27 protein-coding genes are annotated in these 23,132 nt (G+C 69.9%); 13 read left to right on the top strand and 14 right to left on the bottom strand.

Translation table 11 applies throughout. From position 1 onward, the window contains the following. Positions 1-143 precede the first annotated feature (143 nt). From ACFYZA_RS39240 to ACFYZA_RS39205, 8 genes are read right to left on the bottom strand one after another with little or no spacing between them, the layout of a single operon-like run. Positions 144-689 (bottom strand): hypothetical protein, encoded by a 546-nt coding sequence (locus ACFYZA_RS39240; RefSeq protein ID WP_388495023.1) that lies wholly within the window; start codon positions 687-689, stop codon positions 144-146. Further along, positions 682-2,364, bottom strand: coding sequence for a type IV secretory system conjugative DNA transfer family protein (locus ACFYZA_RS39235; RefSeq protein WP_388495025.1), 1,683 nt, complete (start codon positions 2,362-2,364; stop codon positions 682-684). Before ACFYZA_RS39235 ends, ACFYZA_RS39240 begins: the two co-directional genes overlap by 8 nt. 17 nt (positions 2,365-2,381) lie before the next feature. After that, positions 2,382-3,932, bottom strand: a complete 1,551-nt coding sequence (locus ACFYZA_RS39230) for a type VI secretion protein (protein WP_388495022.1) — start codon at positions 3,930-3,932, stop codon at positions 2,382-2,384. Continuing rightward, positions 3,932-5,458: an SCO6880 family protein gene (locus ACFYZA_RS39225; protein ID WP_388495021.1), complete on the bottom strand. Its 1,527-nt coding sequence runs from the start codon at positions 5,456-5,458 to the stop codon at positions 3,932-3,934. The genes ACFYZA_RS39230 and ACFYZA_RS39225 overlap by 1 nt, the downstream gene beginning before the upstream one ends. Positions 5,459-5,464: 6 nt before the next feature. Further along, a complete protein-coding gene (locus ACFYZA_RS39220; RefSeq protein WP_388495020.1) occupies positions 5,465-7,327 on the bottom strand; it encodes a hypothetical protein in 1,863 nt (620 codons plus the stop codon). Then, the gene (locus ACFYZA_RS39215) at positions 7,320-8,090 is read right to left on the bottom strand and encodes a hypothetical protein (protein WP_388495019.1); all 771 of its coding nucleotides are present in this window, start codon (positions 8,088-8,090) and stop codon (positions 7,320-7,322) included. The genes ACFYZA_RS39220 and ACFYZA_RS39215 overlap by 8 nt, the downstream gene beginning before the upstream one ends. Continuing rightward, a complete protein-coding gene (locus ACFYZA_RS39210) occupies positions 8,090-8,416 on the bottom strand; it encodes a hypothetical protein (protein WP_388495018.1) in 327 nt (108 codons plus the stop codon). The genes ACFYZA_RS39215 and ACFYZA_RS39210 overlap by 1 nt, the downstream gene beginning before the upstream one ends. Beyond that, a complete protein-coding gene (locus ACFYZA_RS39205) occupies positions 8,413-9,114 on the bottom strand; it encodes a hypothetical protein (protein ID WP_388495017.1) in 702 nt (233 codons plus the stop codon). The genes ACFYZA_RS39210 and ACFYZA_RS39205 overlap by 4 nt, the downstream gene beginning before the upstream one ends. A 587-nt stretch (positions 9,115-9,701) precedes the next feature. Between ACFYZA_RS39205 and ACFYZA_RS39200 the strand changes: the two genes are divergently transcribed. The 5 genes from ACFYZA_RS39200 to ACFYZA_RS39180 all read left to right on the top strand — a co-directional run bounded on the left by ACFYZA_RS39200 (position 9,702) and on the right by ACFYZA_RS39180 (position 13,514). Continuing rightward, positions 9,702-10,793, top strand: coding sequence for a peptidoglycan DD-metalloendopeptidase family protein (locus ACFYZA_RS39200; protein ID WP_388495016.1), 1,092 nt, complete (start codon positions 9,702-9,704; stop codon positions 10,791-10,793). 57 nt (positions 10,794-10,850) lie between these two features. Further along, complete coding sequence (locus tag ACFYZA_RS39195) at positions 10,851-11,594, top strand: hypothetical protein (protein ID WP_388495015.1); 744 nt, start codon at positions 10,851-10,853, stop codon at positions 11,592-11,594. A gap of 168 nt (positions 11,595-11,762) precedes the next feature. After that, positions 11,763-12,464: a hypothetical protein gene (locus tag ACFYZA_RS39190; RefSeq protein ID WP_388495014.1), complete on the top strand. Its 702-nt coding sequence runs from the start codon at positions 11,763-11,765 to the stop codon at positions 12,462-12,464. Positions 12,465-12,546: 82 nt separating this feature from the next. Beyond that, positions 12,547-13,164, top strand: coding sequence for a hypothetical protein (locus ACFYZA_RS39185; protein ID WP_388495013.1), 618 nt, complete (start codon positions 12,547-12,549; stop codon positions 13,162-13,164). Then, on the top strand, positions 13,161-13,514 hold the full coding sequence (locus ACFYZA_RS39180; RefSeq protein WP_388495012.1) for a hypothetical protein: 354 nt from the start codon (positions 13,161-13,163) through the stop codon (positions 13,512-13,514). Before ACFYZA_RS39185 ends, ACFYZA_RS39180 begins: the two co-directional genes overlap by 4 nt. A 61-nt stretch (positions 13,515-13,575) precedes the next feature. On the opposite strand, the gene ACFYZA_RS39175 is transcribed toward ACFYZA_RS39180, so the two are convergent. From ACFYZA_RS39175 to ACFYZA_RS39165, 3 genes are all read right to left on the bottom strand, one after another. Continuing rightward, positions 13,576-13,995, bottom strand: coding sequence for a hypothetical protein (locus ACFYZA_RS39175; protein ID WP_388495011.1), 420 nt, complete (start codon positions 13,993-13,995; stop codon positions 13,576-13,578). Positions 13,996-14,246: 251 nt separating this feature from the next. Next, complete coding sequence (locus ACFYZA_RS39170) at positions 14,247-14,474, bottom strand: DUF397 domain-containing protein (protein WP_360113528.1); 228 nt, start codon at positions 14,472-14,474, stop codon at positions 14,247-14,249. Position 14,475: 1 nt separating this feature from the next. After that, positions 14,476-15,357, bottom strand: a complete 882-nt coding sequence (locus ACFYZA_RS39165) for a helix-turn-helix domain-containing protein (RefSeq protein ID WP_387810289.1) — start codon at positions 15,355-15,357, stop codon at positions 14,476-14,478. Positions 15,358-15,651: 294 nt separating this feature from the next. Between ACFYZA_RS39165 and ACFYZA_RS39160 the strand changes: the two genes are divergently transcribed. From ACFYZA_RS39160 to ACFYZA_RS39135, 6 genes are read left to right on the top strand one after another with little or no spacing between them, the layout of a single operon-like run. Then, positions 15,652-15,870, top strand: a complete 219-nt coding sequence (locus tag ACFYZA_RS39160; RefSeq protein ID WP_388495010.1) for a hypothetical protein — start codon at positions 15,652-15,654, stop codon at positions 15,868-15,870. Next, entirely contained in the window at positions 15,867-16,313 is a 447-nt protein-coding gene (locus tag ACFYZA_RS39155) for a hypothetical protein (RefSeq protein ID WP_388495009.1), read from the top strand. The genes ACFYZA_RS39160 and ACFYZA_RS39155 overlap by 4 nt, the downstream gene beginning before the upstream one ends. Then, positions 16,310-16,747 (top strand): ATP-binding protein, encoded by a 438-nt coding sequence (locus ACFYZA_RS39150; protein WP_388495008.1) that lies wholly within the window; start codon positions 16,310-16,312, stop codon positions 16,745-16,747. The genes ACFYZA_RS39155 and ACFYZA_RS39150 overlap by 4 nt, the downstream gene beginning before the upstream one ends. Then, positions 16,744-17,232, top strand: coding sequence for a DUF6415 family natural product biosynthesis protein (locus ACFYZA_RS39145; RefSeq protein WP_388495007.1), 489 nt, complete (start codon positions 16,744-16,746; stop codon positions 17,230-17,232). The genes ACFYZA_RS39150 and ACFYZA_RS39145 overlap by 4 nt, the downstream gene beginning before the upstream one ends. After that, positions 17,229-17,900, top strand: coding sequence for a hypothetical protein (locus ACFYZA_RS39140; protein WP_388495006.1), 672 nt, complete (start codon positions 17,229-17,231; stop codon positions 17,898-17,900). The genes ACFYZA_RS39145 and ACFYZA_RS39140 overlap by 4 nt, the downstream gene beginning before the upstream one ends. A gap of 39 nt (positions 17,901-17,939) precedes the next feature. Further along, positions 17,940-18,851 (top strand): hypothetical protein, encoded by a 912-nt coding sequence (locus ACFYZA_RS39135; RefSeq protein ID WP_388495005.1) that lies wholly within the window; start codon positions 17,940-17,942, stop codon positions 18,849-18,851. A 76-nt stretch (positions 18,852-18,927) separates the two neighbouring features. On the opposite strand, the gene ACFYZA_RS39130 is transcribed toward ACFYZA_RS39135, so the two are convergent. Further along, the gene (locus tag ACFYZA_RS39130; protein ID WP_388495004.1) at positions 18,928-20,403 is read right to left on the bottom strand and encodes a DUF2637 domain-containing protein; all 1,476 of its coding nucleotides are present in this window, start codon (positions 20,401-20,403) and stop codon (positions 18,928-18,930) included. Positions 20,404-20,714: 311 nt separating this feature from the next. Between ACFYZA_RS39130 and ACFYZA_RS39125 the strand changes: the two genes are divergently transcribed. Both ACFYZA_RS39125 and ACFYZA_RS39120 read left to right on the top strand, forming a co-directional pair. Then, entirely contained in the window at positions 20,715-21,410 is a 696-nt protein-coding gene (locus ACFYZA_RS39125; RefSeq protein WP_388495003.1) for a hypothetical protein, read from the top strand. Continuing rightward, entirely contained in the window at positions 21,407-22,321 is a 915-nt protein-coding gene (locus ACFYZA_RS39120; protein WP_388495002.1) for a hypothetical protein, read from the top strand. Before ACFYZA_RS39125 ends, ACFYZA_RS39120 begins: the two co-directional genes overlap by 4 nt. A 69-nt stretch (positions 22,322-22,390) precedes the next feature. Here the strand turns inward: ACFYZA_RS39120 and ACFYZA_RS39115 are convergent, their stop codons facing one another. Then, positions 22,391-22,783, bottom strand: coding sequence for a hypothetical protein (locus tag ACFYZA_RS39115; RefSeq protein WP_388495001.1), 393 nt, complete (start codon positions 22,781-22,783; stop codon positions 22,391-22,393). Continuing rightward, positions 22,780-23,061: a hypothetical protein gene (locus ACFYZA_RS39110; protein ID WP_388495000.1), complete on the bottom strand. Its 282-nt coding sequence runs from the start codon at positions 23,059-23,061 to the stop codon at positions 22,780-22,782. The genes ACFYZA_RS39115 and ACFYZA_RS39110 overlap by 4 nt, the downstream gene beginning before the upstream one ends. Positions 23,062-23,132 lie beyond the last annotated feature (71 nt).

Genomic DNA, 23,132 nt, shown 5'->3' with positions numbered 1-23,132 from the left:
GCCCGCGCCGCCGCGCCCGCCGCTGGCCCCCCAGCGCCCGGCACCGGCCCGGGGCCCCCCCCGCGCCCCCCCGCCGGAAAACGCCGCCCGTGGCGCGCCCCCCCCCCCACCGGGGGGGGGCCGCCGCTCTACGTGGGGGTCGATCAGCCTTGGGCCTTGGCCGCCTCCGCAGCCCGTGCGGCCGCCACCATCCGGGACACCTCCGCCTGCGCCGGGTGGTGGGCCGGGGCCGTGAGGAACTCGGGATCGCCGTCCATCCACTGCTCCAGGAGCTCGCCGTCGGGCTTGGGGCGCGGCGGCGGGTCCTGATGGGTGCTGGCGGCCTGGCAGCCGGGGCTTCCCAGGTGGGGCGTGAGCGAGTGGAGCGAGGTGAGCCACTCGATCTCGGCCCGGGTGGAAATCTTGGCCGGGTCGCCCGCGTACGTACGGACCCACCCCAGGAACAGGGCGGTCAGGTGCTCGATGATGTCCTCGTGCAGGTGCCAGCACTTCGGCATCTTCGAATGCAGCTTCGGGTGGGCCGTCAGCAGCCAGTCGACCCAGCCGGTCAGCTCCAGCAGCCGCGCCTCGCGCTCTGCCGGTTCCATGGCCCGCCACACCCAGCGGGTGATCGGCTCGGGCTTGCTCTCCTCGCCGTTCACGGTACTCGGGGCCGTAGCCGGCGCCGCCACGGCGGTGGGATCAGACATCGGACGCCTCCAGGGCAACCGGGGCGGACTTCGTCAGCGACGGGCCCGGGGCGGGCCGCGCCAGCCACTTCAGCAGGTCCTCGTCCCGCCAGGTGAGGCGCATGTTCACCTTCACCGGCGGGAGGTTGCTGTACTGCGCGATGGCCGTGAACTTCGGCAGCTGCATCAGCTCGTGGATCGGGGCCAGGTCCGTCTCGACCTGGGTGGTCGACGAGGAGTTCTGTCCGCGGCCCGTCGACTTCGTGGTGCGCTCCACGTACGTACGGCCGTAGATGCCGGAGAAGTGGCGCAGGGTCTCGGGGTCGCCGCACCCTGGCAGCAGCATCCGCAGTCCCGACGCGCTGAGCACGGTGTTGGCGGCGTCGTGCCCGAAACGGGTCCGCAGCTGCGACAGGTCGTGCCAGACGGTCAGCACGGTGATGCCCATGCCCCGGCCCGTGGTGAGGACGCCGGGCAGCTGCGGGTATCGCAGCATGTTGCCAGCCTCGTCGACGAGCACGCCGAGGCCGGGGGAGAGGGGGACCCCGGTGCGGAGGTAGCGCTGCTCGGCACCGTGGATGATCGACGCGATGATGGCGGTCAGCAGCGGCGCGTACCGCTCGGCGTCCGAAGGGGCGGCGACCAGGCAGACGGTGGCGTTCTTGTCGAGCAGCTCCTCCACCGTGAAGTCGGTGCCGGCCGCAGTGGCCCGCACCTCCTCGTCCCGGTAGACGCTCGCGATCACGTTCAGCGTGAACTGGATGCTGCCGATTCCGTCGTCATGGAGCGTGACCCAGGGCCGGGAGTAGTCCAGGGCGACCTCGGGGTACTGCGGTTCGAGGACCGCCTTGACGTGCTCGACCGCGTCCTTGCCGAGGGCCAGCCACTCCCGGAAGGAGTTGATGCCGCCGCCGGTGATGTTGGCGGCGAGCAACAGGCCCTTGAGGATGCCGCGGGCCTGGTCGATCCAGGGGGCGGCCCGTTTGTCGTGGCCGGAGGTCGAGGCGTTGGCCAGCCACTCCGCCATCCGGTCCGCCGACTTGGGGTCCTTGGCGTAGTCGACGGGGGACCAGCGGGCGGTCTTGCGGCCGGGGATTCCGGCCGGGGCGACGACGTACACCGGCCCCAGGTGCCGACGGCTCTCGTAGATCACATCGAGGTCCGCGGCCTTGACGGTGGTCACGACCAGCGGGCCCCGCCACTCGGCCGCGTTGCCGAGGACCAGGCCGGTCGTCTTCGTGGAGCCCGGGACACCGAAGACGGTCGCGCTGATGTTGGGCTCCGCGGCGAGGATCTTCTTCGTGAGCTGTCCGCGCCCGGCCGTGATCTGGTCCGGCCGGTTGGCCGGGTCGGGGTCGACGGCGAGTTCCTTCTCCGTCTTCACCCCGCCCCACTGGGCGCCCCCGAGGTTCTTCTTGCCGCCGAAGGTCCGCAGCAGGAGGGCCACGGCGACGATCAGCAGGACCAGGAAGACGGCGACCACGAGCCAGAACGCCCAGGTGGGCGGAGCCGGTTCGTAGACCGACCCGGGCCCCTGGCTGACGGTCAGCAGGATGGTCTCGGGCAGGCTCTTGCTGGACGACGCCCACCCGTTGCCGGTCACCAGCCCCGCCACCGGCGCGGCCGCGAGCACGATCGCGCTGGCGCCGATGAGGAACCCGGCGCCGATGGCGGCCAGGAGCGTGCTGTCGTCCATGCTCTTGTCGCTGGCCATCAGACCACCATCCGCTCGTCCGTCTCGAACAGGGCCTTCTCGGTGTGGGACAGCATCAGCTGGACCGCGTGACTGCCGCCGCCGCGGCCGACCTTCCACAGGGCGCGGCCGCGCTGGCCAGCGCCCCAGCTTCCGATCAGCTCGCACTCGGCGTCGGTCAGGCCGATCGCCTCGCGCGTGATCTGGAGCGGCTTGGTGTCCTGAGCCAGCTGGATACGGGTCTCGCAGGACGCGATCAGGTCCTTGGCGATGGCCACGGCTTCCGAGCCGGCCGCGCCCACGGACTCGAAGTCCGACAGGCGGTGCGTGGCCAGGAGCTGGATGGTGCCGGTCGCGCGGGACAGGCGCAGGTCCGCGTCGATCTTGCGGACCATCGCGGCACCGCCGGATCGCATCTGCCGCCACAGCTCATCGCGTACGACGATCCACGGACGCTCGCCGGGACGGTCGATCGCCGACTGAGCCCACGAGGAGACACAGGTCAGGACCATCGCCACGGTCTCGTCGCCGTACTGCTCCAGGGCGGAGATGTCGACGCTCTGGATCGGGGCGTCCCAGTCCAGACCGATCGAGGTCTGCTCGTCGAACAGACCGCCCAGGTGACCGGTGATCATCCCGCCGAGCGCGGAGCGCAGGGACGCCATGTGCTCACGGGCGAGCTGAATGTCGTCGTCCCGTACGCGCAGCTCCCGCGCCATGGCCTCGCTCGGGTCGCGGAGCTTCGCGTAGACCAGGGGGAGGGTCGGCACGGACAGGTTGCTCTGCCCGTACAGCTCGCCGGTGACCTCGCGGACCGCGACGTCCAGGCACTCCTCCTCCTGCGGGCGGAGGTTCCGCTTCAGCTGGAGCTCCAGCAGCGCCTTCAGCAGGGTCAGCCGCCTGCGGTGGATCTCCTGGAGCCGGGCCTGGAGCACAGCCCGGTCCTTGATGTTCTCCAGGTCGTATCCCAACGGGCCCGCGTCCAGCGGGTTCAGCCGGCCCGGCAGGCCGGGGCCGAGCCGGACCGGCTCGACCCCGAGGTGCTCGCACAACCCCTTGTACTCGCCCTTGACGTCCCCGGCGATCAGCGTCCGGTGGCCCAGCGCCATCAGGCGGAAGCACAACGCCTTGATGTGCGCCGACTTCCCCGAGCCGGGGATGCCGGTGATCATCACGTTGGGGTTGGTGGCCAGCCCCTCCTTGACCCAGGCGGCCGGGTGCGCCGAAAACGCCTGCATCGTGAGGGTGTTCCACCCCATGTACACGCCGATCGGCGGAAGGCTCGCCGCGTGCAGGAACGGGTAGATCCCGCTGGCCCGCTCGGTGTCCGCCCGAAAGACCTCAGCCTTGGCGATCGAGGCGGCCCGGCCCGCGAAGGGCATGGCCCAGCCCTTCCGGGGAGCGATCCGCATGGCCGCTTCGGGGCTCTCCAGCAGACGCGACCGGCGCAGCTCCCGCGCGGAGAGCTGCTTGGGGACCGGTACGCCCTCCATCTCGTCGAGGAAGTCCCCGAGCCGGGACGCCTTCAGCTTCGTGTCGCCGCCGTCACCACGGCGGAAGGGGAAGCTCATCAGATGCCCACCCGTCGGTCGGGCAGACCCTGGCCGAGCGGCAGAGCGGCGACGGTGAACGCGTCGTCCTGGGCACCCCACACGCGCCGGATCTCCAGGCCCGCGGACGAGGCGTCCGCCTGGAGCTCGGCGCACGCCGTCTCCAGCTGCTCAAGGTCGGTGACCGTGACGGCGATCAGCGCTGTGAGGCGGACGACACCGTGGCCGCTGGCGCGGGCCACGTCCTGGGCGCGCGCGGTCATCGCCTCGCGCCGCTCGTCCTCGCTCTCCGCCCGGCCGGTCTTCGCCCGCAGCTTCCTGGCCGCGTCGCGCTTGGTCTTCTCGCGGGCCAGTTCCTGCCTCGCCTTCGCCGGGCCGATCGGCTCGTAGACCAGGGTCAGCGAGCGCCGCGCGTTGCTGCGGGGGCGAAGCAGCGGCTGGAGGAAGGTGGCGTAGACCTCGGACTGCGGGAACCCGCGGACCTGGTAGCTGACGGTCCATGCGCCGTCGTGCCGGTACAGGCCCCAGACGGTTTCCGTCGCGGCCGGGCCCGCGAGCTCCGGGTCGACGCCCTTCGCGGCGCCTTCCCATTTCGGGTCGTCCGCCGCGGTGTTGCGGGCGGACAGGGCCAGCTGTGCCTCGGGGTCGAAGGCCGTGCGGATCGTCTGGGCGACGCCGCGGGGCGGGAGCCATTCGACGACCTGGAGACCGGCGCTCGACAGCGAGCCCGCCATGGCGTTGATCTCGCGGACGAGGACGGCGGCCGCGCCGATCTGACCGCCGCCGGCGCCCTTGACGGCGAGCCGCGCGCGCGGAGCCGACAGGGTGATGGACAGGTAGGTCTCGCGGATCGTGGCGGCCGGGCCCGCTCCCTCCATCAGCTCGTCGAGCGCCTGGACGGCGACGGCCGGGGCGTCCGGCGAGGTGTGCCGTTCAGTCCACGAGCGCAGGGCCGCCCCGTCGTCGGGAAGGCTGCGCTGGTGGACGGAGATACGGGTGATCGCCCCGTCCTCCTTGCACTGGGAGCGCAGGAAGGCAGCCCAGCCCTTGACGCGGATGTTCTGGCGCTCCGTGTCGATCAGGGCGAGTCCGGGGAAGCTGACCCGGCATACGGCTGTGTACGTGTTGTCGACCGGGTTGTGCATGATCCCGATCTGGCCGCCGAGCCCGTCGGATGCCTCCAGCAGGTGCAGCCGGGCGAGCCGTCCCGGCAGGTCCATCGGCTGGCTGCCGTCCTTGGTCCGCGGGGCGAAGGCCCCGGAGAAGAAGAGGTTGCGGTTTGTTGCCACTGCGATCTGATGCCTTACTGCGAGGATGATCCATTCGTCTGCCGACAGGCCCAGTACGCGGCCGTACGCGAGCAAGAGCAGTACGGCGGCCAGGGGCAGGGCGAAGAACGCCGAGCCCCACGAGCGTGTGTAGATGGGGATGAGGGCGATGACCGCGGAGGACGCGACCAGGGCGAACCCCAGGCCGCTCAGGTCCCCCATGAAGCCGGAACGTTCCGACTGCCAGCCGCCGTAGAGAGCCGGTTCGGTGTTGGACACAGGGCATCAGCTCCCGTCGGTTGAGGTGGGCGGAGGAGAAGCCGAGACCCCGCGGCTCCCGGCATCCGGCGGCCGGGGCGGTGGCGGTGCAGGGGTCTCCTGGGGGACCGGCTGCGGGGCCGACTCCGCCGGAGCCGAGGCTGCCGTGGGCGGAGGGCTTTCGCCGCCCCGGGGCGGGACGACGACGTGGCGGCCGCCCTGCGCGGGCGTGCCGAGGCCCGCGTTGGCCGCCGCGTTCTGGAACGAGGACTCGGCCATGTCCTTGCCCATGGCCGCGACCTGGAGCCCGACCCCGGCGACGCCGGCGGCCTTGCCCATGAAGCTGCCGCCCTTGGTGCCCTTCATGGCCTTGGACCAGAAGCCGCCACTTCCACCTCCGCCGTCGGCAGAGGTGGAGTTCTCGCCTTCCAACGCCTTGGTGTAGCTGGCCCCGCCGCCGGAGGTGCCCGCGCCGCTGAGCGAGGGCTGGTTCCCGCCGAACATGGAGCTGACGGAGCTTCCGACGCTGCTGATCATCCCGGAAGCGGTGCTGTTCCCGTCCCCGTTGCTGGTGATCACGATGAACTTCGCCAGCACGGGCCAGCTGGTGCCGGCCACGATGAAGATGATCAGGCCGACGATGACGTTGCGCACGCCCTCGGCGGTCGACATCGCGGCGAATCCGATGCTGAAGACGATGACGATCGTCGGCTTCATCAAGATCAGCGCGATGATCGCGTTCCTCGTCTTCGGCCACCAGTCCTTGGTGGAGTCGGACATGGAACCAGCAAGAGCGATCGGCGTCATCGTCAGAAGGATCATGATTCCGGCCTGGCGGACCAGCATCTCGATCCACAGCGCGCCGATGGCCAGGATGCACAGGATCGAGACCACGATCACGAAGCCCACTGCGGTCGGGGCGATGCCGCTGCCGGTGATCAGCGCGCCACCCGCCGCCGTGGCGCCACCGCCGCCGACAAGACCGGCGAAGAGCGTGCCGAGCTGCTTCTCCATCGCCTTGGACGCGTCGCCGTCCGGGCTTCCGCTATCGAACGTGTAGTTGATCAACGCCGTCGACAGGGTGTCGGACCAGTTCAGGGCGACCTGCGTGGCGAAGATGTAGACGCCGAGGATGACCCCGTATTTCGCCAGGCCGACGACGGCGGTGACCAGCGGTCCGCCCGACTGGGAGACCGCCAGCTTCGAGAACTGCACCAGCAGCATGAAGGTCGCGATGATCAGCGACAGTCCGGTGGTGATGCCCAGAACCGGGCCGATACCGGTCTTCGACAAGTCGATGGTGCTGATCTCGTTGAAGGCTTCAGCGAACTGCTTCAGCAGCCACACCACGGAGTGCCCCAGCATCGAGGCGGCCTCTTCGAGGGCATTGGCGGCCATTTCGCTGATCTTGCCCGCGACCCAGTCCAGGGGGGTCTTCGCCGGGGGCGGCCACTTGTTGCCAGCTTCGATGCTGCACTGCTGGAAGGGCTTTTTATCGTCCTTGACGCACTTTTCGAGATACGCCTTGATCTTCTCGTAATTGGGCTGATTCTTGTCAGCCTTCTTCTCCCACCGCTTCAGCTCGTTGAGCTCGAAGGTGCGGGCATCCTCCGGGTCGCTGGACCCTTCGCCGATGCAGACTGTTGAACCGGCGGGGAAGTCCTGGCAGTCCTCGGGAGCCCGGCAGTTCAGACGGTCCTTCTCGTTCGCTGCGTCCATGTCGCAGTATTCGCCGGTCTGCTTGTTGATGCCGATCCGCTCACCGTGGCTCAGCTCCTTCGGATACGGGTCCGGAGGCTTGGCGCCGGCGAGGGCTATCGACGTCCCCGACGTCAGCACGATCAGTACGGCGGCCAGCAGCGTGACCAGCCGTGCGAGCTGCCTAGCCATCGGCCACCACCCTCCACCCGTCCGCCCACGCGTACTTGCTGGCCGGGTCGTAGGAGTGCGGAGCCTTCACCTTGGCCGTGTACTGCGGGTCGGTGGTGACCTTCCAGTCGTTGTTCTCCCACTTCACGATCAGGTTGGTGACCTCGTCCTTCAGCGGGTTGTCGTCGGCTCCCTTGTCACGGATGGTGGCGTAGCGGTCGAAGACCATCCACACGTTGACGACATCGCCGCTGCTGTCGAGCGAGCGCGCGAGGGCGGCCTTCACGTTGGTGCTGAAGGTGATGCCGTCGGGGGTGCCGCCGGACGGCGGAAGGCCGACGCCCTCGCGGACCTTGTGGACCTCGGTGACGCCCTGGTCGATAGTGGTGGGGGAGTCCTTGGCGGCGATGGCCGTCCACTGCTTCCGTGCGATCACGTCGTCCAGGAGGTCGAGGTCCTCCCAGTACGAGATCGCCGCCGACGTCGCGCCGAGCGAGGAGTGCTCGAAGCCCGTGCCGATGCCCTCGGCGTCCGACTTCGGCTTGAGCCGCGGAATGCTGGGCGCGTTGGCCGGGGTGAACTCCTTGACGGCGGGCGGCGCCGACGTGCTGCTGCTCGATGACGCACTGGGCGACGCCTTGGGGTCCTGCTTGAGGTCATCGTCGTCGGCGTTGAGCGTCATGACGCCGAGGACCCCACCGGCGGCGAGAGTGGCCACGACCACGGTCCCCATGAGGATCAGGCGCAGCCGGGCCTTTCGGGCCTTGCTGTCGAACTCGGCCATTACTTCCCCTGCGTCATCGTGTAGAAGCCCCACACGAGGCCGGACGTGACACCGATGCCGATGCCGGCGATGAGCGACCACACGATGGCCGACTTGCCCCGCGAGGCCAGCTGTGCGCGCTCGCTGTTGTGGCCGATCGCCACGCAGGCCCAGCCGGTGAGACCACCCAGCACCGCCAGAGAGAGGCCGACACCTGCCGTCCAGCCGAGGATCTTGCCCGTCGGGTTCTGGAGCGTCCCGGGCAAGGACGGGGTGAATCCCGGGATGACCGGCTCGTCAGCAGCGAGGGTGATGAAGTCGTGGGCGGTCTGGAGCATCTGGCTCATGACGTGAGGACCCCTTCAGGAGCAGGTTGGGCAGGTCGAACAGGAACGGATTGGGTGGACAGGCACGCCGGGACGGCGGCCGGGGGCAGCGGGTCGCCCCATGAGCGGTGCGCCGATGCGAGCACTGCCGCCACCAGGGCGGCGCCCGCTTCCGCCGTGCGGCGTCCCAGGCGGTTCGCCTGAGCCATACCGTGGTTGCGGATGTGCGGATCGAACGGCACGGTGACCACGGCCGACACCTGGGACTGGAGCATCGTCGCGGCCGCCTTCACCGCGGCAGGAAGACGCCCCTCTCCCGGGACGGTCAGGGCCACGACCATCCGCTGGAGCGGCAGCCCCTCGGCGGACGCCGCCTTGACGGCGGTCTGAAGCGCGGCCACCCCGGGCCCGGTCGTCGGCGCACACACGACAGGGACCGCGAACGGCAGCGAGCACCAGGCGGCCGTGAGGCCGGGCAGGCGCTGGGTCCGCGCGGTGACGATGTCGTGAGCTATCGGGTGTGATGTGTCGGCCACAGCGACCCGCCAGCCGCCCCCGGCCGCCAGCTGGTACCAGGCGGCCGGCTCGGCAGGAAGGGCAAGAGGGCCGTGGTTCCACTCCCGGTGATCGGTGAGTACGGCCCACTCGCCGCCCGGCCCGGTCGACCGTGAGGCAGCCGCACGGACCTGAGCACGGGTGAACGGCTGGTCCGGAGGCACGGACGCCAGCCCCAAGCCAGGCGTGTCGGGCCAGGACGGCCACGGCGACGTAAGGCGTGGGGCTGTGTCCAGCACGACACTGGGACCCAGAGAAGTCAGTGAACAGGCCAGCAGGCCCGAGATAGTTGAGCGGCCACTACCGCCACCCGCACCCAACACCGGTAGAACCAAACGGCTTTGGTCGGGCAACGTCACGGCCGTCTGTGATTTCTTAGCCAACGCTCCCCCGCATTGCAACTGTAACCATCACGGCGGTCACTGGATGTGAACACGTGTCCGGAAGTCTATGCCGGGCAGTCGCAACACTAGTGGTGCCCTTGAGGCGGACTGCGTGTCAATTCCTTTATGTGGCACGCCACTTGTCATTATTCGTGATCTTTAACGGTCCTTTGCCCCGATCTGTTGCGCCTCGTGAGGGTGATCCCTCGGCCACCCGTCTTACTTGCTTTGGGGGTGGAAATGCGATGTGGCAGGGTGACGTTGACGCCGCCGCGGGGGGTCCGCCGGACTGGGCGACGCGCTGCCGGGTCCGCACCTCCCCTCGCGACGGCACCGAACGGCGCACGGCGTACGCAAGGGGGAGTGGCTTGGAGGCCAAACGGGGGATCGCGCTGCTGGCTGCGGCGTTCGTCGTCAGCCCGCTGGCACTGGGGCTCGGCATCATCCTTCTCATCGCGGCATCCGACGATGACGACGGCGGCGGCGGTGACTTCGAGCTGAGCGCCGGCACGCTGCGCGTGGGGCCGGGCTACGTCCCGGCCAAGTATGCGGCGCTCATCGAAAAGGCTGCGGCAGACTGCGATCAGGGCCTGTCAGCGGGAATCCTGGCAGCCCAGATTCAGGCGGAGTCGAATTTCAATCCCAAGGCTCAGTCGTGGGAATACAGAAAAGATCCGAAGACCGGGAAAATGGTCAAGTGGAAGCCGATCGCGGACGGGATAGCCCAGTTCATTCCAGGCACTTGGGCCTCGTCGGGAATCGACGGAAACGGCGATGGCAAGAAAGACGTGTGGGACCCCGAGGATGCTATTCCGTCCCAGGGTAAGATGATGTGCGAGCTCCTGAAGACCGCCAAGAAGCACCCGGAATACAACGGCTCACCGATAGAGCTCGCCCTGGCTGGATATAACGCAGGCTGGGGCCGGGTGCAGGAGTACAAAGGTGTCCCGCCCGCGTCCTTCGCGGAGGGGCAGACCTACAACTACGTCAAATTCATCATGGCGGCTCAGGCCAAGCTGACCGCCCCCGACACATCCGGGGACCCCGAGATGTCGGGGGAGTGGACGAAGCCCGTCAACGCCCCGCTGGGAACGCCTTACCACCAGTCCGGCGGCATGTGGTCCAGCGGGTACCACACTGGAATCGACTTCGCGGCGCCTGTCGGAACACCGATAAGGGCGGCCGGGCCCGGGAAAGTCGTCTCGGCCTCTCGGGTCGCCGCGTACGGGCGGCAGGTGATCATCCGTCACGCCGACGGCATGTACACCCAGTACGCCCACATGTCGGAGCTGAAGGTCTCGACCGGAGACACCGTCAAGGGGGGACAGGTCATCGGCCTGTCCGGAGCCGACGGCAACGTGAGCGGGCCGCACCTGCACTTCGAGGTCCGCACCGGCCCCGAGTACGGAACGGACATCGCCCCGCTGCCCTACCTGCGCAAGAAGGGCGTGAAAATCTAGCCCGCCGGCGAGCCCCGAGCGCACAGCAGACTCAAGCACCTACCCCGAGGAACCACCGTGCACGACGAACACCAGCAGCTCCGGCCGTGGGGCACCGTCACGCCCGACTTCTGGGCAAGCGGGCAGGCTCCGGCCTCGGGCCCGGTCGCGGAGCAACCCGTACGGCCGGTGGGGCCCGCCGTCCCTCAGCAGGCCCCGCCAGCCGAAGAGGTGCGGAGCTCTCCCGCAGTCCTGGTCAAGGCCGAGGCGGAGGAGGCCCGGGTCGAGGCCGCACCGGTGGCCGCAGCCGCCGTTCCTGCTTCCGCCCAGCAGACGGCCGCTGCGTCGTCGTCCCCTTCTTCCGAGGACGGGCCGCCCGCGGCTTACCAGGACCGGATCAACGCCGTCGTCGCCGCCTTCGGTCGACCCGACGACCGCGAGGGCCTGGCGGCCGCGGCCATCGAGGCCGAGAAGCTCGACCAGGAGTTCACCGCGCAGTTCGGTCAGCAGCACGCCCACACCGTCCGCCTCCGTGAGATCCGCGGCTGGCTCGCCCTCCTCGCGGGCCAGCCGGCCGTGGCTGCCCGCTGGTACCTGCACACCACGGGACTCCAGATCGCCCTCCACGGCGCGGCCCACGCGGAGACCGAAGGGTCCGTACGGCGAGCGGTCCACACCTGGCAGCAGGTCAAGGACCCCACCGAGGTCGTGCAGATCGGGGGCGATCTGGCCAAGGTTGTGACCGCCGCGCTCGGCGAGGACAGCGATGCCGCGCGCTTCATCCGGGCCCGCGTCGCCCGCTACCAGCAGCCCCAGCAGTAGATCGGTACCGTCCACGTGAGCCCCCGGCCCTGCCGGGGGCTCACGTGTTTCCTGGCCGGATCAGGTCCTCTGCCGCCGACGTCCGCCGGGAGCGCTTGACGCTTGTCGGGGTTCCCCGCCAAACTCTCTCTTGTCGGGGAACCCCGACAACGATTGCGGAGGGTATCTGTGACCACGTACAGCCCCAACTACACGGGCACGCAGTGGAAGATCGCACAGGTCGAGCTGGACCCGGAAACCCGGACTCCCGCGGCGACCGTCATGGAGCCGAACGAGCTCGCCGGCCCCACCGCCTTCTGGCCCGACGGCACCACGTCCTACGTCCTCCACTTCAAGGGGGGCCACGCCACCAGCTGGACCGTCGCCGACGAGGCCGACACCGCGGTGAGGGCCCTGGAAGCCCTGCGCGGAGGAGAGGAGATCACCCCGGACGCGCTCCGGGCATACCTCCGCGACGTGCGGCGGCTGGAGACGCGCATGACCGCGCTGAAGGAGGAGCTGCTGCTGTTCGCCCGCGAGTCCGGTCCGAACGGCCGGGCCCGACTGCCCTTCCGGGAGATCGGCGACGAGCTGCGGCAGCACCACAGCACCGTGGCCGAGCGGCACCAGCGCATCCTCGACGGCGACACCGCCCAGTGGCGCGGCTGGCTGACCCAGCACACCGAGCGCGCGGCCCTGTACTCCAACGGCGGCGAGCTCCCCCGCACCCCTCAGCCGCAGCGCGAGCACGAGACCGGCGTCTACGACAGCCAGGAGGAGCTGGGGAAGGTGCTCGCCCGCTGCCGCTGCGGATGGTCCGGCCCCGCCGGCACCAACACCGTGACCGCCTCACGGCAGGGGAAGGCCCATGAGGACGATCCGAACGCGTGAACCCCGAGGCTGCCGACTGCTTGGAGGCGTCGCGGCGGCCCCGGGGGCCCTCAGTCCCGTAACGACGAAACGAGGAACACCCATGATGACCGACCGACCCGCCCCCGCGCAGGCCCTGGCCTTAACCGGCGCTCTCCTGGCGACCTGGGACGCCCTGCACCCCTTGTTCGACCAGTGGGCCCAAGGCAGCAGGGACGCGGCCAACAAGGGCGCCTGCGGGCACCACCTGGTCTACCGGGACGGCACGCCCGTCGGCGAGGAAGCCGAGGGGGACGACCGCGCGGGCCAGCCCACCATGACCGCCACCCGCCTGGGCTGGATCAGCGCGGCACGGCACGTGGCCAGTTACTCCGCAGGCCAGCTGACGGGGACGGTCCTCCTCACCCGCGTGCTCGGCTACCGCGTGCCCGCCTCGGCGCTGGTCGCGGGTGCGGGGATCAACGCTCTCACCCACCTGGTGATCGACAAGCGCCAGCCGTTGCTCTGGCTGGCCACCAAGGCGGGGAAGGGCGGGTACGTCGACCACTGCACCGTCGTGCGCCGCCTCGATGAGGACGGCGCGGCCCGAGCGGAGGAGTCAGGTCCCGGGACCGCGCTTTTCGAGCTCGATCAGGCTCTCCACCGCGCCATCGGCGCCTTCGCCGCCGTCACCACGACCTGGCTTGCCATCCGCTCGACGAAGAAGGGACGTAGCCAATGACCGAGGATCTGTGGAGCCTCTTGCGCTCGACGCACGAGGTGCAGCTCATGACGGATGCCCTCCGCGTCAGCGATGCCGCCGGCACCACCACGCCCGAGCAGGAACGGGAGTACCGGCTGCGCCGCGCCGCACTCGCCCAGCGACACCTTGCGGCGGTCGGTGTTACTGGCAGCGACCCCGAAGAGGCCCGCCGGGACGCCGAGCTGACCGCGAGCCTGCTGTGGAAGCACGACACCCTGCATGGCAGCCACCGCGGCCCGGTCCCGGCAGCGCATCCGGACTGGAAGGCGTCGAACCTCGCCGACTACGTCCGCCAGGAGGCCGATGCGACGGGCCTGAACCCCCGCTGACCGGACGCCGTACGCAGAACGCCCCCGCCGACGACCGGCGGGGGCGTTCTCGTTGCACTGACTACGCCTTGGGGGACACCAGCCCCCGGCCCGGATAGGGGTCAAGGACCTCGTGGAGGGGCCGCACATTCCCGTCGGGGGTGATCGGGATGCTCGCTCCGTGCATCCACCGGTAGAGCTCCTCGCCGCGGTGCAGCCCGTAGACGTACCGGACCTTGCTGCCGTCCGGGAGGGGGCTGTTCAGCAGGCTCAGCAGGTAGGTGATGAGTTCTCCCCCGCGTTCGGCGTTGACCGTGGCGGCCTCCTGCCACGGCTCCTCGTCGCCGTCGATCTGGAGCATGATCCGCGCAGGCTCGCCGTGCTCGACATCGGTCTGCTTCTCGCCGTTCGGTGGCCCCCACAGGTCGACCGCAACGATGCGATCCGCTCGTACCAGGCGATCCGTGGACGTGCGGACCCAGGTGTTCACCATTGCCGACATGCTGCCTCACTCCCCGCGTGCACCGAACAACCGGGCAATCGCGCCCACTTGGGAACGACGGCCCAGAGTGGCGCGATCTATCCCACACCACTGTCTGTTTTCTATCACTGGGTAAAGACACCGGTCCTGCGGGTTTCTTCCTGGGGCGGCCCGCTGACCTCGTCCATCGCGGGGACGCGCGGGAACGGCGACGGCCCGGCAGGAGGATCTCCTGCCGGGCCGTCGCGTGCGGTGGTGCTACTGGTCGGTGTTCAGCGGGACGGCTCGTCCAGCTCTGTCGCGAAGGCGACGAAGTTCATCCACGCGGCGCGGTCGAACTCGAAAGTGCCGCCGTCGGGGTTCTTGGAATCCCGTACCGCCATCTTGCCGGCGGGGCCGGTGGCCAGGCGTCGGGCCTGGACGCACTGGCCGCCCTGGTTGTCGCTGTAGCTGGAGGTGAACCAGTCTCCGGTCTGCGGGCCGTCGTCCCGGTGGGGCATGTCAGAACTCCTCGATTGCCTTGTGGATCATGCTCACGGACTCCGTGTGTCCTGGAGCGGCCGCTTGCAGGTCGGTGAAACTCTCGTCGTAGCGGTCGGTGTCGGAGGGCTTGCGCAGGACCCAGGCGTCGGCGCGGTTCTCCAGGTAGACGATCGGCGGGAACGGCGAGCGGTCACCGAAGCGCAGGATGGTGAAGGCGCCGTTCATGCCGGGGTGCGCGCCGAGGTCGAAGGGGACGACCTGGATGCGGACGTTAGGAAGCGAGGTCGCGAGTTCGGCGATGTGGCCCAGCTGCTCGCGCATCACCTCGGCGTTGCCGACGCGCCGCTTGAGAACGGACTCGTTGATGATGGCGGTCAGCCTGAGCGGGGAGTCCTCCCGGTGCAGGGCTTCCTGACGCGTCATCCGTACGGCTACGAGCTTGTCGATCTCGGCAGGGCTGAGCTCCTGTGTCGGGAGCGGCAGGGCCCTTACGTACGCCTCGGTCTGGAGCAGGCCGGGGATGAACTCGTTCTCGTAGTTGTGCACCGCGGCGGCCACCGCCTCCTGGCCCAGGTACGCCTTGAAGCCGGGGCTGATGACCGGGGCCAGCTCCCGCTTCTGCCACCAGTCCTTCTTGGTCTTGGTCACGGTGGCGTACCCGACCAGGGTGTCGCGGTGCTCGGCGTCCGCGCCGTAGATGTCGCACAGCGCCATCACGTCCGCCGGCTCCACGATGCCGTTCTCGGCGGCTTCGAGCCGGTTGATCTTTGACGGGCTGACCACCAGGCGCTTTGCGACCGCCGCGGCGGTCAGGCCCTTCTCCTCCCGCAGGCCCCGCAGCTCGATCGCCAGCTGGAGACGGCACAACGCAGGTGCTGCCGACCCTGCTTCTTCACTCATCTCGCATCCCTTCGTCGAGCAAGAGCCAGTGTGTCGGTCGTCCTTCTGCCACGGCAAGAAATCTTCTGCGCCAGCGCGATGAATTCTGCCAGCCCGTGAACATCTGTCAGGACCGCCTTCGTGTACGGGAGTTCGAGCGTCAATGCTCCGCGCAGAATTCTGCGGGAAGGGTATTCACGGTATCGAATCTGGTGGCATCCTGTGTCGGGTCAGCACAGAACGCGCTCGCCCCGCGACTCCAAGTGATCTTGGCTCTGGGGCTGCCGCGTACGTACCGACCGGGAGGGAACCCGGATGTCGAAGCCCAGCCAGGTCGCCGAGGGGCGACGGTTCGAGATTCCCGTCAGCCACGAGCTCTTACGTAAGCTCCAGGGCGCGCTGTGCATCAGGTGCGGAATCCAGGGCGGTCAACTCTTCCCTGACGGACGTGCGTTCACCGTCTCCCCGGGCGACTGCGACCCCATCGCGTGGGACGTGCGTGCGCACGCGAAGTGCGTCGGGGTCACCCGGTGACCGCCTCGGACATCGGCCGGGCGTGCTGCCTCGGCGCCCTCAGCGCGCGACTCCCCGCCGGCCTGCCGGGCGACGCCGTGGCCATACCAGCCCGCCTCGGCGACAGCGTGCTCCACACGCTCGATGCTCTCTACCCCCAGCTGCGGCCCGCCGTCCTGGACGAGCTGACCCGGGCGCGTACCTACTTCTTCACCGAGCCCGGACAGGGGGGTGTCTGGAGTGAGGACGTCTGGACGCTCGACGCCGGAACCTGGCTCGCCACCCCCCACCAGCTGAACGGCCCCTGCGGAGACCTGAAGGTCTGGCGCCACCGGCCGGAGTCCGGGGGCCGCGTGCTCCCCGTCACCGACCTGCGCCGGGCCATGCGCCTGGCCTACCCCGCCCTTCGGCGGCGCGCTACCGGGACGCCCGTCCAGCACTGCACTCCCGGAGGCACCCCGTGACGCCCGTACCTGCATCCGCCGCGAACGGCCCCGACAGCCGGGTGTACGTGTTCGACCGCGCTCCCACCGTGCCCGCCCTTGCCCGGCGCCGGGTCCGAGAGGACCTCACCGCCTGGCAGGTCGCTCCGGACGACATCGAGACAGCGGAACAGGTGATTGCCGAGATCGCGGCGAACGCGATCGAGCACACCCAGTCCCTCCGTATCCGCCTGGAAGTCGAGCGCCACCCCGACGAGATCCAGGTCGCCGTACGCGACAGCGGCCCCCGGCCGCAGACCTCCCTCGCCGCGCGGACCGACTCCAACGCCAGCCTCGAAGAAGGCGGCCGCGGCTTGCTCCTGGTCCACGCTCTCGCTACGCGGTGGGGCGCTGACCCCACTCCGGGAAACGGGCTGCGGGTCTGGGCCGCCATCCGGCCGGGAGCCCCGAAATGACCACCGCGTCCACCGCCGCCGGTGCACACCAGCCGCCCGTTCCCTCCACCCCCTCCACTCGGGAGCCGTTGATGTCCGGCCCGCTCATGCCCGCGCCCCTCATCCGTGTCCGGAAGGCAACGGGCCTGCCGGTAGAGCTGCTCGCCCGGGTGGCCGAGGGCCTGCGGGAGGTGAAGCCGCTGGACGAGATCCTGGACGACATCGGCGACGTCCTCGGGAACCAGGCGCCACCGGCCAGCGAGTGCGAGGGCCTCGACCAACGGCTGCGGGCCGACCTCATCAGGCTCACCCGTATCGCCCTGGCCGCCAAGAAGGACAAGGACCCCGAGGTGTCCGCCCTGCTCCAGAATGCCGACCGGCTGATGTCCGAGGACGTGCCCGCCGACTACCGGCTGAGGCTCGGGGCGCTGCGCCGCATGGCCAACACCGCCAACGACCTCCTGGAGCGGCTCACGAAGACCGGCGGCATAAAGGAGGTCGCGTGAAGTCCCCGCGCCAACTCACCTGGAACGGATGGCACGTCCCCTTCATCGCGCCCTGGAGCGGTGAGACCCCGCGGGCCGGAACGATCGTCAGGGCCCCACGGGGGCCCGGGATCGCCTACCTCGACGAGCTGGCGGCCGCCGACCGCAGGAACGGCATCCTGTGGGTGCGCTCCGCGGCCCTGCGCGGCGTCGGGCGGCCCAACCTGGCCGGGGTCCATCCGCTGCGCCAACGGCAGGCGATGAGCCACATGCTGTGCCAGGTCTGCGCGAAGTCGACGTACGACGATGCGTTCAACCGCCGCGGCGGACGCCACCTCTTCCTCGTGCGGGCCGACGAGGGGCAGGCGATCCGCGAGGGCGAGACGACCGCGACGCCGCCCATCTGCGGCCCCTGCGCCGCCGAATCCGTCCGAGCCTGCCCCGAACTGCGCAAGGGGTACACGGCTGCCCTCGTCGAGCGCCCTCAGCCCTGGGGCGTGGCCGGCACCCTCTACGACCCCCGCACGCTCAGGCCGAGGCCCGCGCCGAAGACCCGCGACGGCCTGACCTTCGTGAACTACGAAGACCCGCAACTGCCGTGGACCCTCGCGGCCCGCGACGTCGTGACACTCCTCGGCTGCACGACCGTCGACCTGGACCGCCTCGCGGCCCACGACGCCACCGTCTAGGACTCCCCGCACCTGACCCCCTCAAGGAGAGGCACCTCCATGTCGGAGACCACCGCGCATCCCGCTGCTGCTCAGTTCGGCATTCCACGCCAGACGACTGCACCCGCGGAAGGGCGGGCCGAGGCCGAGCAGCTCGCAGGCACCCCCGCCGGCTGGGAGCTGAAGAAGGACCGAGGCAGCACGACGGTGTGGAAGGTGACCGGGCCGGTGGGGCAGTGGGCCCTGAAGATCGGCCGTAGCGAGGACGCGGCCGTAGTCGCCAGGGAAGCGGAGGTTCTCCGGCGCATCGCCACCGTGCCCACGACGTCGTACGGTGCGCGCTCCAAGAGCGGCAGGACGTCCGACAGTGCTTGGCAGCTCACCCCCTGGCTGGAAGGACCCTCGACCTGGGAAGCCTTCCGCCCGGTCCGAGACGGTGGCACGGACCGGGCGCAGGCCCTCGCGGCCGCCGTGGACCTCGCGGCCGCGGTCGGCGCCCTGCACCAGAGCGGATGGGTGCACGGTGACGTGCAGCCCCACCACTCCATCCACGCCCGGGGCGGCGTACGGCTGATCGGCTGCTCCTGGGCCTGGCACCTGAAGCTCCCGCCCTCCTACGCCTCCCACAGCGGACTGCTGCACCTCATGTCCCCCGAGCTGATGCAGCGCGTGGAGTTCGAGCAGCGACCGATCGCACCCAGCCAGCCGGACGAGACCTATGCCCTGGCCGCCGGCCTGTGGTGGGCGGCCACCAACTCATGGCCGCTGGACTACACCCATCTGGGAATCGACCCGGCGACTTTCACGGCGAAGGGGCTCCGCGAGGTCCTCATCCGCCGGTGGCCCCCGCTCGGACGGATCTCCACGTGGCCGCAGCTGGAGGAGGTCCTGCGGGCCGTGCTCACCGCACGGCCGAGCGAGCGGCCCCCGGCGCTGCAACTGGCCCAGTGGCTTCGGTCCTTGCCCTCGTAGCCGTACAAGCCACCGCGCACGACTGAGGGGCCCGACGATCCGTCGGGCCCCTCAGTCGTTCCGAACCACCCCAGCCCTACGCCAGCGCTGCCTCCTTCGCTGCCTCGCTCGCGCCAGCCGCCCGCTGCTGCCCGATGATGGGCTCTTCGTCCTCCTGGCGCTCCCGGGGAGCGTCCGCGCCAGGCGCCTGGGCTTCCGCGGCGTGGTGCTGCGGCGCGGGCTCCGGAGCCGCGGCAGCCGCCTCGCGGCGAGCTCGTTCGGCCTCCGCCTCCGTCGCCGCGCGCCGCAGCTCCGGCAGGAGCTGCTTGACGGCCGTACGCACCGCCCCCGCCTTCATGAGGCCCTCCTGCTTTCCGTCGCTGTCGAGACCCAGCCCCGCGGCCTGGCCCAAGGCCATGTTGGCCCGGTAGGCCGCCCCGTTGGCCACCTGGGCGTTGGTGTCCAGCACTCTCAGGTCACCGGCGAGGATCTGCGCCACCAGGGCATCCCGGAGCTGATCCTTCTTCGGCTTGCTGGACGTACTCAACGGCTGAACCGGCTCCGGCTGAACGGGAGACGGTGCGGCGGCCGGGGACGGCGCGGGAGCCGGCACGGGGACCGGTGCCGGGGGGCCTATCGGTCCGGCCGCCGCACCGCTCGGTTCCGCTGCGGCCGGGACGGCGGGAGCGATCGGCACGTGCTGGGCCGGAGCGGGACGGGGCTCACGCGGTGCTTGAGGGGCGGGCACCGAGCGGGGCGCCTCCCCCGGAGCAGGCCGGGGCTCTGCTCGTGACGTCGTCGCTTCCTCGTCCGGCTCCGGACCCGTTGCCGTGACCGGGGCAGGGAGCGGAGTGCGGGAGCCGGGGGCGCGGACGTACTGCAAGGTGTCGTGCAGGTCCTTGCGCCACTGCTTCCACATCTCCCGGGGGTAGCCGATGAAGGGCACCCACAGCAGCAGGCTGTAGCCCCGCTCCGCATTCTTCTTTTTCTTCTTCGGGTACTTCCCCAGGACCAGCTGCTCGACCTTCTTGAGCAGGGACTCCAGGAAGATGGCGTACACCAGGGGCGGGATGACCGCGACGAGCCGCCCGCCGAGGGTGGGTGACTCCCCGGCGGCGTGCGGGGTGTGCAACAGGTTCATCACGGCCGAGGCCACGATGAACCCGACCAGGTAGAGACGGGTCAGCTGGCTGGACCGAGCGGTCAGCGCCTCGAACAGCCGCAGCAGCGACAGGCCGAGCGCACCGGCGTCCAGTAGAAGCGCGAAGCCCGTTGCTGCGGTCCACGAGCCTCCATTGCGATCGAAGGCGTACGCCTTCTGTGCGCCGAAGCTGAGCCAGGCCGCGATGCCCGCGATGCAGAAGATGATGATGAAGGAGACCGAGAGGCTGATTACCGCAAGGCGCCGGCGCCAGGTCTTGCGCCGCTCCTCCGCCAGTTTCTCGCGGTCCTCCGCGGACAGCTTGTCCTGCTCGCGCGTACGGCGAGAGCGGAGCACCAGGGCCACGATGCCGAAGACGCAGAGCGCTGCAAAGCCGATGCCGGCGGGCAGCAGGAACTTCTCGTCCATCATCCTCGGGAACCCTTCTCCCTGTTCGTGGCCGGGGCCTCGGGCGGGATGGGCCTGCGGCTGATGTCCGCCGCCTGGTGACGCATGGACACTCCGATCATCGGTTCCTGGGGCTCGGGCTCCATAACCCTAGGGCGCGACACCCACAGCCCCTGATACCGCAGCATCCTCCTCCAGCTCCGCAGTCCCGTCGGCTCCTTTTCGGCCCGTACGTCACGCGCCCGCAGGACTAAAGAAGTCGGTTTGGGTGCTGGTCGTACAAAAACAGGTGTCTGGCCCCTCCCGAATACCCTCCCCTCGGTACCCTCCGGGCCATGGACTGGACTGTGAAGAACCCCCTCCCCGAAGAGGGACGGACGATCTCGTTCGTAGGCAAGGGTGGGGGCGCGAAGTCCACCACCCTCGCCCACCTCCTCAAATACTGGAAAGCGATGGGCATCCCAGCCATCGCCCACGACGCGGATGACAGCGACCAGGAAGAGCCCGGCTCGCTGCTCGCCTGGACCGAGATGCTCCCCGTGCACAGCGACGGCCTGGGCTCCCCCGTGTACCGGGCGCCGTCAGCTCCCTCACTCAAGACCGAGGTTGACCGCCTGCGGCCACCGCACGGCCTCTCGCTGATCGACACCAAGGCGTGGGACCGCGGCAAGCAGAACTCTCACCTCGCGGCGATCCGCTCCTCGGATCTCCTCGTGATGGCCCTCTACCCGAGCGGCATGGAGAAGGCCCGAGGGGCTTCGATTCTCGGCGCCATGGACGAGGTCGAGACGATGTCCGGACACCGGCCCCGGCTGGTCTGCCTGCTCACCCGCTTCAACCCCACCGCCGCCGCCGCCGACGACGTCCGGAAGGAACTCGAAGCGGAGGGGATCGACGTCCTCGCCACCGAGATCCCCGCGTCCGAGTCCAAGACGGGATACGCCCAGAGCTTCGGCACGGCGCCCAAGCTCAAGGCCGAATCCGACATGCACCGCCTCGCCAAGGAACTCCTCACGGAGGTCACCCGATGACCGCGACCAATGCGCCGGCGCGGCCGAGCATGGCCAACGGCCGCCTCCGCAAGGGTGCCCAGCCCCTCACGAAGGTGCCGGGCCTGGAGGCCGACCGCTTCAACGGCACCAATGTCATCAACCCCGAACGCGCCATCAAGGGCACCCCGCAGGAACAGCTGGCCCAGGTGACTGCCCTGCTCCGGGAGGCAAAGGAGAGCGGCGAGGAAGCCGTCGCCGACGTCAAGGCCATCGGCGCGGTCAACAAGGGGCTGCTGCTCTCCTACGCCAAGGCAAACGACCTGTGGCAGCACTCCGAGCACAAGAAGTTCGAGGACTGGGGCGCCGCCGTCCTGGAGATCAGCACGAAGTACGTCCACCGGCTGGTCCGGGAGGCCGCAGCCCTGGCCAAGGTGGTGGCCCTGAACGAGCAGTGTAAAAAAGTGCACCGCGTCAGCCGTCCCTCCCACGCCGTCGTCGTCTCGGCGGTCATCGACCAGCACGGCGACGAAGCAGCCCTCAAGGTGATCCCCAGGGCGCACGAGCTCGCTGCCGAGCAGAACCGGACCCGTCCCACAGCAGCCCTCTTCGAGCAGGCCGCCAAGGAACTCGGGTTCCCGGTCAAGCTCATCAGTGACGACGCCGACGACGACCCGCCCGCCCTCACGGCGCCCACGGCTGTCCTCCGGGCCCAGCAGACCCTGGGGCGCTTCACCACCGCGCTCGGCAGCGTCAGGGAGAAGCACATCGCCGCGATGTCCCGTGCGGACGCCGACGCCCTCCGGGGTCAGGCGGAAGCCGCCCGCGCACGACTGGACGAGTACCTCGGTGCGATCGACAAGGTGTACCCGAAGAAGGCCATCCCCGGCTCGCGCGCAGAAGGGGACGGCACGGAGCAGCCGGAAGAGGGGCAGGGCCAAGCCGTCGCCTGAGCCCGCGCGAACGACGAAGGCCCCCGCCGCGCGGCGGGGGCCTTCGTCATGCTGCGCTGACCGTCTTCGTCACGGCAGATCCTCCACCTCGATGTCCGGGTAGAGGGCGCGGAGCTGGTCGGCCTCCCCCGTGATCACCGGCCACTGCCTGGCGGCCGCCAGGTAGGCGACGTGACCGGCCGTGGTGCTGGCTGCGCTGTTCACGTTCGAGCGCAGGATGCCCGCGCCCCGGGCGTCGGCCTCGTCCAGTGGGGCGACGGTCAGGAGAGGGAACTGGATGATGGCCGACAGGGCGTGCCCGCCGTCCGGCTTCAGGCTGGCGTACGCGTCGGACAGGGCGGTGGACGGCACGAGGAGCGGGATCACGCGCTGATGGGCGATCGACAGCAGGGCCTGCATGTAGAGGCTCCCTCGGGCGGCGGCGGTGAGCGCCGTGGTGTCGAGGATGCGGCCGCCGATCACGCGGCGCTGCTCTGTCCGGCGCTTCCCTGCTGGGCGCTGACGCCAAGCGCCCTCGCCGCCCACTCCAGGTGTTCAGCCTCCGGACGCTCGGCGGGGAAGAGTCGCGCGAGGACGGTGTCCACCTCGCCGGCCTCCTGCTCGCGCTGGAGCAGCGTCTGGATGTGCCCGGAGACGCTGGGGATCTCGCCCGCGGTCTCCCGGGCCTTCAGCTGCTCCAGAACCTCCTGGGGGAGGGTGATCGCCGTCTTCTTCTTCGGGGGGGCCTTCGGTTCGGTCATACCAGAGTCATACCGCATCGCGGGGTGACGTGCGAGCCTTTCGAGTGAAGTCGTTGGCTGGAGCCAACGAG

Source organism: Streptomyces sp. NPDC001828, assembly GCF_042892175.1.
Classification (GTDB): domain Bacteria; phylum Actinomycetota; class Actinomycetes; order Streptomycetales; family Streptomycetaceae; genus Streptomyces.
The sequence above is the reverse complement of the archived record's forward strand: the minus strand, read 5'-3'. Positions and strand labels throughout refer to the sequence as shown.